At 63.7% G+C, this 10,803-nt stretch carries 13 protein-coding genes and 2 tRNA genes; 6 read left to right on the top strand and 9 right to left on the bottom strand.

Annotated features, from left to right (window positions below):
• Window positions 1–101: 101 nt before the first annotated feature.
• The 3 genes from rpmA to ACU0B3_RS01965 all read right to left on the bottom strand — a co-directional run bounded on the left by rpmA (window position 102) and on the right by ACU0B3_RS01965 (window position 2,344).
• Window positions 102–371: a 50S ribosomal protein L27 gene (gene rpmA, locus ACU0B3_RS01975; RefSeq protein WP_446259126.1), complete on the bottom strand. Its 270-nt coding sequence runs from the start codon at window positions 369–371 to the stop codon at window positions 102–104.
• A gap of 6 nt (window positions 372–377) precedes the next feature.
• Window positions 378–1,100, bottom strand: a complete 723-nt coding sequence (locus ACU0B3_RS01970) for a 50S ribosomal protein L21 (RefSeq protein ID WP_446259125.1) — start codon at window positions 1,098–1,100, stop codon at window positions 378–380.
• Between the two features lie 377 nt (window positions 1,101–1,477).
• Window positions 1,478–2,344 carry a DUF2059 domain-containing protein gene (locus ACU0B3_RS01965; protein ID WP_446259124.1) on the bottom strand — a complete coding sequence of 289 codons (867 nt, stop codon included), beginning with the start codon at window positions 2,342–2,344 and terminating at the stop codon, window positions 1,478–1,480.
• Between the two features lie 76 nt (window positions 2,345–2,420).
• Between ACU0B3_RS01965 and ACU0B3_RS01960 the strand changes: the two genes are divergently transcribed.
• Together ACU0B3_RS01960 and ACU0B3_RS01955 are read left to right on the top strand one after the other, a co-directional pair.
• Window positions 2,421–2,510, top strand: a tRNA-Ser gene (locus tag ACU0B3_RS01960).
• A gap of 298 nt (window positions 2,511–2,808) precedes the next feature.
• Entirely contained in the window at window positions 2,809–3,819 is a 1,011-nt protein-coding gene (locus ACU0B3_RS01955) for an extracellular solute-binding protein (protein WP_446259123.1), read from the top strand.
• Window positions 3,820–3,869: 50 nt separating this feature from the next.
• On the opposite strand, the gene ACU0B3_RS01950 is transcribed toward ACU0B3_RS01955, so the two are convergent.
• A complete protein-coding gene (locus ACU0B3_RS01950; RefSeq protein WP_446259122.1) occupies window positions 3,870–4,181 on the bottom strand; it encodes a hypothetical protein in 312 nt (103 codons plus the stop codon).
• On the opposite strand from ACU0B3_RS01950, the gene ACU0B3_RS01945 reads away from it, so the two are divergent.
• From ACU0B3_RS01945 to ACU0B3_RS01930, 4 genes are all read left to right on the top strand, one after another.
• Window positions 4,180–4,707 carry an SRPBCC family protein gene (locus tag ACU0B3_RS01945; RefSeq protein WP_446259121.1) on the top strand — a complete coding sequence of 176 codons (528 nt, stop codon included), beginning with the start codon at window positions 4,180–4,182 and terminating at the stop codon, window positions 4,705–4,707. The genes ACU0B3_RS01950 and ACU0B3_RS01945 overlap by 2 nt on opposite strands.
• Window positions 4,708–4,734: 27 nt before the next feature.
• Window positions 4,735–5,088 carry a YciI family protein gene (locus ACU0B3_RS01940; protein WP_446259120.1) on the top strand — a complete coding sequence of 118 codons (354 nt, stop codon included), beginning with the start codon at window positions 4,735–4,737 and terminating at the stop codon, window positions 5,086–5,088.
• Entirely contained in the window at window positions 5,085–6,314 is a 1,230-nt protein-coding gene (locus ACU0B3_RS01935; RefSeq protein WP_446259119.1) for an RNA polymerase sigma factor, read from the top strand. Before ACU0B3_RS01940 ends, ACU0B3_RS01935 begins: the two co-directional genes overlap by 4 nt.
• 97 nt (window positions 6,315–6,411) lie before the next feature.
• On the top strand, window positions 6,412–6,912 hold the full coding sequence (locus ACU0B3_RS01930) for an SRPBCC family protein (protein WP_446259118.1): 501 nt from the start codon (window positions 6,412–6,414) through the stop codon (window positions 6,910–6,912).
• Between the two features lie 193 nt (window positions 6,913–7,105).
• Here the strand turns inward: ACU0B3_RS01930 and ACU0B3_RS01925 are convergent, their stop codons facing one another.
• From ACU0B3_RS01925 to ACU0B3_RS01905, 5 genes are all read right to left on the bottom strand, one after another.
• Entirely contained in the window at window positions 7,106–8,290 is a 1,185-nt protein-coding gene (locus tag ACU0B3_RS01925; RefSeq protein ID WP_446259117.1) for an efflux RND transporter periplasmic adaptor subunit, read from the bottom strand.
• Between the two features lie 79 nt (window positions 8,291–8,369).
• A tRNA-Arg gene (locus ACU0B3_RS01920) sits at window positions 8,370–8,446 on the bottom strand.
• 51 nt (window positions 8,447–8,497) lie between these two features.
• On the bottom strand, window positions 8,498–9,718 hold the full coding sequence (locus ACU0B3_RS01915) for a cysteine desulfurase (RefSeq protein ID WP_446259116.1): 1,221 nt from the start codon (window positions 9,716–9,718) through the stop codon (window positions 8,498–8,500).
• Window positions 9,711–10,280: a YIP1 family protein gene (locus tag ACU0B3_RS01910; protein WP_446259115.1), complete on the bottom strand. Its 570-nt coding sequence runs from the start codon at window positions 10,278–10,280 to the stop codon at window positions 9,711–9,713. The genes ACU0B3_RS01915 and ACU0B3_RS01910 overlap by 8 nt, the downstream gene beginning before the upstream one ends.
• 44 nt (window positions 10,281–10,324) lie before the next feature.
• Window positions 10,325–10,783, bottom strand: a complete 459-nt coding sequence (locus ACU0B3_RS01905; RefSeq protein ID WP_446259114.1) for a YIP1 family protein — start codon at window positions 10,781–10,783, stop codon at window positions 10,325–10,327.
• Window positions 10,784–10,803: the final 20 nt, after the last annotated feature.

Raw genomic sequence — 10,803 nt, 5'->3', positions numbered from 1 at the left:
CCCTTTCTTTTCCCTGTTGCGGCCTGAGCCAACGCCCAAACGCAAAGGGGACCGGCTGGTGCGCCGATCCCCTTGAAAGATACCCTGAACTCAGGCTCGGCTTACTCTGCGGCCTCCGCCACTGGGAGCACCGAAATGAATGTGCGGCCCTTGAGACCCTTGCGGAACGAGATCGCGCCTTCGGCGGTCGCAAAGAGCGTGTGATCCTTGCCCTGGCCCACACCTTCACCCGGCCAGAACTTGTTCCCGCGCTGGCGCACGATGATGTTGCCGGGGATGGCGTGCTGGCCACCGTAGAGTTTCACGCCGAGACGGCGACCGGACGAGTCGCGACCGTTGCGGGAGGAGCCGCCTGCTTTTTTATGTGCCATGGGGTCTTACTCCTGTTCTTTGGCGAAATCGCTCGCCTGCTGAATCCAGTTGTCACGCTCGATGCGGCCCTTGAAGGACAGACGGTCGTCCATATAGGCGATCTCGTCCGCGCCCCAGGCTGCGATCTGGTCGAAGTGGAAGACGCCGTTCTCGTGCAGCAGCCCTTCGAGCTTGGGCCCGACGCCCGAGATCTTCTTCAGGTCGTCCGGCTGGCCGCCACGTGCCTCGGTGAGCAGGTTGGCCGGCTTGGTGCCTTCTTCGGCGGCGGGGGCCTCTGCCTTGGGCGCTTCTTTCTTGGGCGCTTCGGCTTTGGGTTCTGCCTTCTTGGCCGGCTTGGACGCGGCAGCTGCGGCCACGGCCACACCGGCGACGGAGCCTGCGCCGATCGCGGCCTTCACGCCGGTCTTGTCACCGCCAGAGGCGAGGATCTCGGTGATCCGCACCATGGTCAGCTGCTGGCGGTGGCCCTTCGTCCGCTTGGACGAGTGCTTGCGGCGGCGCTTGACGAAGTGGATGACCTTGTCACCCTTGATCTGGTCAACGACCTCGGCCTGCACAGCCGCACCATCCACGGTCGGCGTGCCGACGGTGACGCTGTCCCCGCCGAGCATCAGAATGTCGTTGAACTGCACGGTTTCCCCGGCATCGGCGGCGAGTTTCTCGATCTGCAGCGTGTCGCCGGATTGCACCCGGTACTGCTTTCCGCCGGTCTTCATGACTGCAAACATATGTATCGTCCTTTGGTCCCGCGTTCTGTGGCCCGGCGGGTGCGCGTGGTGCGCCCTGTTTGCCGTGTTTGTGTGAAGGTCTGCGCCTTCACGCCGCGAACAGCGCCCGCCCGGTGGCGGGAGTTTCTGTCGAGCCTGCGCAATGGTCGGTTTGCGCGCTCATGTCAAGCGGGGTTGGTGGGGTTTGGGTCGGGAATTGCTGATGAATAATCTTTGAACAGACGTGCAGTCGCATAAACCATAACGCCCGCCTGACGGGCACCGTCAGGCCACGCCGACCCGCCCCCCTGGGGCGGCGCGATTGCGCCACCCCGCGGGACGACGCGTGAATTGCTGTTTCGAAGTTACAAGAGGTGGTCTGCGCGACGCAACACCGCCTACAGCTCCTGCACCTGCGCCTGCCGCGCCATCGCGACACCCAGCGCGTAGGAAATCTCTTCGTACATCGCGTTGAACCCGGCAAAGAGCGCCTGGTTGAGCGCGTCCCCTGCCTCGGTGTCCGACAGCTCGGTATAGGTGTCGAGCACGTCGTCGGCGAGCGGGCGGTACGCCATCAGAAGGAACCCGTAGACCCACTCGCGCGTGTCGGCACGGGTCTCCTCCTCCTGCGCCCAGGCGTTGGCAAAGATCTGATCCTCCGTCAGGTCCGACGCGCCGCCGTCGGCCATGCCGCGGAAAAACACGATGTTGGCGTTGAGCGCGCCCACGACGTTCGATTCGATCAAATCGTTGGCAGCGACGAAGTCGTCGATCTGCGCGAGCCGCGCGTCGTCGGTGTCCTCGACCACACGGAACGCCTCGCGGGCGGCCTCCTCGACGGCCTCGTCCATCATCGCCTCGCGCGCCGAAAGCTCGAGCGCGATCACCTCCTGCCCGTCGTCGGAACGGAAGAACTCGAGCATCGGGCCCATGTCCGTGTCGCCAAGCGCCGCCGTGAACGTCGTCTCCATCGTCGCCATCATGCGCTCGGCGTCATAGATGCGATCGACGACCTGCATCCAGCCAGGGCCACGCGCGCCGTCGGCGCCCAGCTCCTCACCATAGTCGAGCCCCTCGGCACGCATGATGTCGACCATCTCCTGCAGCTGCATCGTCTCGATCAGCGCCTCGGCGTCGCCGCTCTCGGCGCTGAGGGTGATCGGGAAGGCAAGGCATGTCGAAAGGGCAAGGGCGCGCAGCATGTGACGGTCTCCGGCTGTGAGGTTGCCAGTGAGGTAGGCGATGGGGCCGGCAATTCCAAGCACGGGGTCGCGGCATCGGCATCTTTCATCTTGCAGGGGTCAGGCACAGACGCTAGACGAGCGCCACCAAGACCCCCGCGGAGAGGTGCCGGAGTGGTCGAACGGGGCGGTCTCGAAAACCGTTGTGGGTGCAAGCCCACCCAGGGTTCGAATCCCTGTCTCTCCGCCATATTCTTTTCGCTGAAAATGTAGCCTGCACCTGCGCCGGAACGCGCATCCCGGTAAGACTTAACAGCATCGGGGCGGTCGCCAGACGCGTCGCTCCTTGCATGGTTGGTCTTGTGCGCCTTCGCGAAGCGCAGCTTTCACCTTCCCGCGTCTGCCGCCCCAGGACAGGTCCGGTGCCCATTGCACGCGCGATTTCGCTCACCACGTTTTTCCGACTATTTTTATCGACTACCCTTGACGGGCAACTTCACCTCTGTAATTGAGTAAAACAGTTGGATTTAACACCCAAGGGAAACACCATGTTGAAAACGTCCATTCTCGCGCTCTCCGCCGTCGCTATGTCGGCGCCGGCGTTTGCCGAAGGCGAGCTGAACCTCTACTCTTCGCGCCACTATGACACCGACGAGCGGCTTTACTCGGACTTCACCGAGGCGACCGGCATCACCGTGAACCGGATCGAGGGCAAGGCCGACGAGCTGATCGCGCGGATGGAGGCCGAGGGCGCCAATTCGCCCGTCGACGTCTTTCTGACCGTCGACACCGTGCGCATCACGCGGGCCAAGGAGCTGGGCCTGCTGCAATCCGTGGACAGCGACGTGCTCGAAGCGGCGATCCCGGCCTACCTGCAGGACGAGGACAACCAGTGGTTCGCCTTCTCGCAGCGCGCGCGGATCCTCTTCTATGACAAGAACGACGTCGAAAACCCGCCGATGACCTACCAGGATCTGGCCAAGCCCGAGTACGAAGGCATGGTCTGCATCCGCTCGTCCTCCAACGTCTACACCCAGAACATCGTGGCGGCGCTCACCGCGCACCTCGGCGAAGAAGCGATGGGCGACTGGGCCAAGGCCGTCGTCGGCAACTTTGCGCGTGACCCGCAGGGCGGTGACACAGACCAGCTGCGCGGCATCGTTTCGGGCGAGTGCGACATCGCGATGTCGAACACCTACTACTTTGCCCGCGCGCTGCGCAAAGATGTGTCGGGCCTGTCGGGGAGCCAAGAGGACATCGGCTGGGTCTTCCCCAACCAGAACGACATCGGCGCGCACATGAACATCTCAGGCGGCGGCGTCGCGGTGAACGCGCCGAACCGCGAGAACGCGGTCAAGTTCCTCGAATACCTCGCCTCCGAGCAGGCACAGGAGTATTTCTCGGCGGGCAATGACGAGTACCCGGCGGTCCCGGGCGTGGGCCTGTCGCCGTCGGTTGCGGCGCTTGGACTTTTCCGCCCGGACGCGATCGCGCTGTCGGACATCGCCGACAACATCGGCGCCGCGCAGACGATCCTGAACGAGGCCGGCTGGCAGTAACTCCATTTCCATGAAGCTCCAAAGGGCGCGGCTCCGGTCGCGCCCTTTTTTTAGTGCGGACGTAGATGCGTGCGGGCAGGTAAGGTGGGCAGTGCCGATCCCGTTTTATCAGCCTCACCCGCCGGCAGTGCCCACCTTACGGGGGTGAATCGCAGCTGGATGACGTAGGCGCCCCAAAATATCTGAGAAAAATATGAAGATTTATTTCTCACGTTTTCAGTGATTTGCGTCGCTTTTGTTTTAGCTCCGCACATTTTCTCACAAAAAATCGCGCTCATCTGTCGATTGAGCCGCCCCGCGTCCGTCGTGTGGGTGAAGAGGCCAAAAAGGTCCTTCACCACACCAACGAGGAGACAGATCATGAAACTCAAGAAAATCGCCGCCGTCACAGCCTGCGCCACCCTCGGCCTCGCCGTGGCCAGCCTCGCCCTGCCGCGTCACGTCAGCATCGAACGCAGCGCCGTCATCGACGCCGCCCCGGAGCGTGTCATCGCACTCGCGGCCTCCAACACCGGCTACCAGAGCTTCAATCCCTACTGGCAGCTCGACCCGGAGCTGAAGGTCGACATGTTTGGCCCGGAAACCGGCGTCGGCTCGGGCTTTCACTTCGCCTCCAAGGACGGCGCGGGCAGCCAGACGGTCGCCAAGGTGAGCGCGTCGCAAGTCGATTTTGACCTCGACCTTGGCCCGCTCGGCACACCCACGCAGGCCATCAAAGCCGTCGCGACGGATGCGGGTACCCGCGTCACCTGGACCATGGACGCCGACATGGGGTTCAACCCGGTGTTTCGCGTCATGGGCCTCTTCATGGACGGCATGGTCGGCCCGAACTTCGAGCTGGGACTTGAAAACATCGCACTTGAAACCACCGACGACGCCGCCGCTTAATCGAAACGCCAACAAGGGACTGAACCAATGCGTTACACATTCTTGCTTTACTCGAACCCCGCCGACTTTGCTGACATGACGCCCGAGGACTGGGCCAAGGAGAAAGAGGTCTATGGCGCCTATATCGGCGCGCTGCACGAGGCCGGCATCTTTGTCGACACCGACTGGCTGCACCCGGCGGAGACCGCCACCACGATCTCGACCAAGGACGGCGAGACCCGCGTGCAGGACGGCCCGTTTGCCGAGACGCGCGAGACGCTGGGCGGGTATTTCTGCATCGACGTGCCGGATCTGGATGCGGCGCTCGCCTGGGCCAAGAAGTGCCCCGCGGCCCAGCACGGCAAGATCGAAATCCGCGCCTCCGCCATGGACAGCGTGTGATCCCGCGCAGCCCCGAGGCCCGGGCGGAGGATGTCGCCCGGGCCGCCTACGGCAAACTGATCGCGATGCTCGCCAGCCGGTCCGGCGACATCGCGTCGGCCGAAGACGCGCTCTCGGACGCCTTCGTCGCCGCCCTGCGGACCTGGCCCGAGCGCGGCATCCCGGACAAACCCGAGGCCTGGCTTTTGACCGTGGCCAAGAACAGACGCACCGATCAGGCGCGCAAGGAGGCTCGTCTGGTCATCACAGACGAGGTTCCCGACATGCCTGATACAAAACACCCCCACCCCGACCTGGCCGAGACCGAAGAGACGCTGGACGAACGGCTCAAGCTGCTCTTTGTCTGCGCCCATCCGGCCATCGATGCCGCCATCCGCACGCCGCTGATGCTGCAAACCGTGCTGGGGCTCGAGGCCGAGCAGATCGCGCAGGCGTTTCTCGTCTCGCCCTCCGCCATGGCGCAGCGCCTTGTGCGCGCCAAAAAGAAGATCAAGAGCGCCGGCATTCCGTTTGTGATCCCCGAGCCGGACGCCTTTCCCGAGCGGATGGGTGCGGTGCTCGAGGCGGTTTACGGCGCTTATGCGGTCGACTGGCTCGAAGGCGCGGGTGATCTGTCGCACGAGGCGTTCTTTCTCAGCACGATCCTGACCCAGCTTGCGCCGGACAACCCCGAGGCGATGGGCCTGACCGCGCTCATCGGTTTCATCGAGAGCCGCAGGATAGCGCGGGTGCGCCGGGGCGTGCTGGTGCCGGTGCCGGAGCAAGACACCGATCTTTGGGACAAGAGCCTCATCGACCAGTCGGCAAAGCTATTGACCGACGCCGCGCAGCACGGGAAGACCGGACGCTTTCAGCTCGAGGCGGCGATCCAGGCGGTGCACGCCGCAAGGACGGTGACACTCAAAACCGACTGGCGCGCACTCTCGCAGCTGTACGCCGGGCTCTTGCACATCTATCCCACCATCGGCGCGGCGGTCAGCCGGGCGGCGGCGGTGGCAGAAGACGCAGGCCCGGGTGAAGGGCTCGCGATGCTGGCCAAGATCGACGCCGAGGCGCTTGATACCTACCAGCCCGCCTATGCGGTTCGTGCTGACTGCCTTGCCAAGCTTGGACGCACCGCAGAGGCCGCAGAAGCATATGCCAAGGCCATTTCGCTCTGCACCGATCTGCCCTCCCGCCGGTGGCTTGAGAAAAAAAGTACGGGTCTGCGAAAAAAAATGTCGTGAGGTGTCGATTGGCCGCCTCCCCGTCCGTCGTGTGGGCAGAAGGGCGAAAAAAGCCCCGCTCAACCCAAACCCAACACGGACCTCGAAGGACAAACCAATGACCATTCTTTACACCGCCATCGCCATCCTCGCCGCCATCGCCCTGATCGCGCTTCTCCTGCCGCGCAAGGTCGTCGTGACCCGCTCCGCCGACGTGAGCCTCTCACCCGAAGAGGTGATCGCCCGCGTCGCCTCCACCGAAGGGTTCCAGACCTTCAACCCTTACTGCACCACCGATCCCAAGCTGCAGATCACACCCTTCGGCCCCGCTTCGGGTGTTGGCTCCGGCTTTCGGTTCGAAGGCAAAGAGGGCAAGGGCACCCAGACCGTCACGGACGTGACCGCGACCTCGGTCACGCACCTCATCGACCTCGGCGCCATGGGCAAACCGGTGCAGACCATCGAGGCCAAGCCCATCGTCGGCGGTGCCCGCGTGACATGGTCGGTGGCCTCGGACATGGGCTTTAACCCGGTGTTCCGCATCTTCGGCCTCTTCATGGACGGGATGCTGGGCAAGACCTACGAGCTGGGCCTCAAGAACATCAAAGCCCTTGGCTAAGCGACTTTTTTACAAACAAAAAACGCCGGGCGCAAAAGGCCGGCGTTTTTTGCATGTCAAACAGAATTTCACGCGCCGTCCCGAGGGGTGGCGCATCGCGCCGCCCCAGGGGGCGGGTCGGCGCGGCCTGACCGTGCCGGTCAGGCGGGAGCTTTGAATTAAGCGGCGTCGCTTAGAATGCCGCCTAAACCGCTCACCCCTGCGGCGGCACCCGCGACACCCTCGTTCCCTCGGACGCATCCCCATCCAGCAGCACATGCAGCGCCGCCTCTCCGGTGTAGCGAATGGCGGCAATCCCGCCTTGAACGTCCAGCACCTCGACCGGCGTCAACGAGACCGTGTCACCCTGCCCCACAAGGCTCAGCACGGCCTCGCCCTCAACCGCGGCCTCCGGCACATGGTAAACGCCGTCGCCTGTGTGGCCCGCCGTGACCTCGACCGCCTCGTTGAGGAACAGCCGGGAGGCGCAGGCCCCGTCCACATCCAACGTCGCCTTCACGTACTGCGTCTCGAGATCGGCCTCCGTGTCGACCCAGCGCACCGTGCCACCGCACACGTCGCCATTGACTCGCGTGAAGCCCACCGGCTGACCCGTGCCGATCCCGGACGGCCCCATCGCCGACAGGCGGCTGACGAGGAAGAACGTCTCAACCGACTTCTCCGCCGGCGCATAAAGCTGCGCCGCCTCCCCGCCGTTCTGCACGCAATCGCCCACCGCCGCGTCGAAATCCACGAGCACGCCATCATATGGCGCGCGGAGCACCAGCAGCTCTGCCGTCAGCTCCGCATTGTCGACCTCGAGCGCGCCAATGTCGCGCGCGATCTCCGCCCGCCGCTTGGCCGCCCGCGCGGAGATGATTGCCTCCTGCGCCCGGTCCGCGGCAAAGCCCGCGTCCATGAACCGTCGCTCGACTACATCCATCGTCGTCTCATTGATGAGCCCGCGCCCCAACATGACCGAGTTGCGCTGATGCTCTCTGGTCACGAACTCCAGCTCCGCCTGCCGCCGCTCGCCATCCGCGATCGCCGAGGCAATCCCGAGGTCACGCTCCTCGACCAGCCCTTCGAGCTCGGCCAGCCGCGCCCGCGCCGTACGCAGCGCCAGCTGCGCGCGCCGGTCGTCGAGCCTGACGAGCACCTGACCCGCGCTTGCCCGCTGGCTGCGCAGCGCATCGGTCGACACCTCCGTGATGCAGCCGCCCGCCGTGTAGCTGAGCCCGGTCCGCTCTTTGGCGACCACGGTGCCAAAGAACGTCTCCGCCGCCGGCGGCGCCAAATCTGCAAGCAGCGCCGTCTCGACATACTGCAAGTCCTCGGCAGCAGCAGGGAACGCCGCCCCCGCCAAAAAGCCAACCATCATCATGCGTGGCAGTGTCATCGCGCCTCCTCCCGGCTCGGACGGAACCAATCCGTCTGAGGCGCAAGCTAGCGCTGCGATGTGTCAATTGCGAGATGTTTGGCGCACCCGAAAGGATTCGAACCTTTGGCCTCTGCCTTCGGAGGGCAGCGCTCTATCCAGCTGAGCTACGGGTGCGTTAGGTGCCGTATAAGACGCCGGACAAGGCCCGGCAATCCCCATTTGCGGTCAGGCGAAAAGCTCGTGCGCCAGCTCCAGCGCCTCGACCAGTGTGTCGACCTCGTCCGTCGTATTATAGAGCCCGAACGACGCCCGGCAGGTCGCCGTCACGCCCATATGCTCCATCAACGGCGCCGCGCAATGGTGACCCGCACGCACCGCGACGCCCTTCTTGTCGAGGATGGTCGAGATGTCGTGCGCATGCGCCGCGCCGTCGAGCGTGAACGAGAAAATGGCCGCCTTGTCAGGCGCTTGGCCCTGGACATTCAACCAATTGAGCCCGTGCAGTTTCTCGGTGGTGTACCTGGCAAGCGCGTCCTCATGCGCCGCCACGTTCTCCATCCCCAGCTCCATCAGGTACTCGAGCGCCACGCCCAGCCCGATCGTCTGCACGATGCCCGGCGTGCCCGCCTCGAACTTCATCGGGCCGGTGTTCCAGGTGATCTCGTCGCGCCGGACCTCGCGGATCATATCCCCGCCCCCCATAAAGGGACGCATCTCCGCCATGCGGTCAGGGTGGATGTAGATCGCGCCCGACCCCGACGGACCGTAGAGCTTATGCCCTGTAATTGCATAGAAATCACAGCCAATGTCCTGCACATCGACGGCCATGTGCACCGCACCCTGGCTGCCGTCAACAAGCACCGGCACGCCTTTCGCCTTGGCCGCCACGCAGATCGCCTTTACGTCGATCTTGGTCCCCAGCACGTTGGACAGCTGCGAGACAGCAACCAGCTTGGTCCGGGGACCGATCGCATTGATCACCTTTTGCGCATCGAGCGAGCCGTCCGGCTCAGGCTCCACCCATTTCAGCGTAACCCCTTGGCGTTCCCGCAAAAAATGCCATGGCACGATGTTGGCGTGATGCTCCAGAACCGTCAGCACGATCTCGTCACCCGCCTGCATCCGCGGCGCCGCCCAGCCGTAAGAGATCAGGTTGATCCCCTCCGTCGTGCCGGAAGTGAAAACGATGTGATCCTCGGAGGCCGCGTTCAGAAACTTCGCCACCGTCCCGCGCACCGCCTCGTACTTGTCGGTCGCAAGGTTCGAAAGGTAGTGCAAACCCCTGTGAACATTCGCATATTCCATCGAGTAGGCTTGCGTGATCGCGTCGATCACCACCTGCGGCTTTTGCGCGGACGCTCCGTTGTCGAGATAGACAAGCGGCTTGCCGTTCACCTCGCGCGACAGGATCGGAAAATCGGCGCGCACTTGGTCAAGGTCATACATTTCCCGGCATCCCTCCTGATCCGACGCCAAAGAGCGCGAGCACGACTGACAACCCCAAAGTCAGTCCCACAACCGCTGCAAACATGACGCCCAACGTCTTGAGAATATTGTCAAATCCAAACGCAACGTCGATAAAGTTCGTCGCGATCCACAGCGCCAGAGGCAGCGCGATCAGGCTGATGAGCCCCGCCACTGGCGCCAGCACAAATCCCATAAGAAGCAGCAGCACCTGCAGCAACAACTGCAGCACTTGAAACCAGACCATCAGGCTTAGCACGCCTTCGAAAGAGCTCTCCCCACCGAGCGCGCGTCCGGTCAAGTGGAACGCGTAACCCACGATACCCACGCCGAAAAACGAGACCGAAGCCAGCAAGACCGGCATCCGCAAGAGCGCCATCACTTGCGCTTGAAAAGGGTCGGTGGTCGTCTCAGGCGCAAAAAGGACGGCCGGCGCCGACGACAAGACAGCACCCAGACACGAGACCGCAGCCAACGCCAGCCACAACTCCGCCCGCGGAATTCCGTATGAAATGATCCTTCGCGCAACGTCGCGCGGAGCCATCACGGATTGGACGGCCAAATTGAGCAAAGCAGTCAAACCTGAAGTCATGCCTTAAGAACCCGCCGCAAACCGCTGATCCAAAACCATAAAAACAAAACACACCAAATCAGCCCAACCGCCGTTGCCGCGGGACTGTCGCCCGTGAACCCAACCGTGAGCCCGTAGAGCAGAATAATGGGTGACGTGGCGAGCAGCGGCCAAAAAAGCGTGATCCGCGCCGGGTATCCCGGCTCCTCCTTGCCCATCGCGCGCAGCACCAAGCCGATCACGAACGAGATCGCGTAGAACAGCAGCGGCGCGATGAAAATCCAAGCCATCAGCGACGCCCCCAGCAGCGGGCTGAGTTCGACATCTTCCAACACAGCCCGACGGTTCAGAACGGGCCATTGCGAGATGAAGACAAGCGTACATCCGGCCATCAGGACTGCGAGCGCACGGTCCTCACGCGCCCCCATGTCGAGCCAGCGCTGAGCCACTTGCCCCGGCCGGCGGTAGGTCGCCACGATGTCTTTTGATACAGACA

Source organism: Pseudaestuariivita sp., from assembly GCF_052825805.1.
This window is presented reverse-complemented; position numbering and strand designations above follow the sequence as displayed.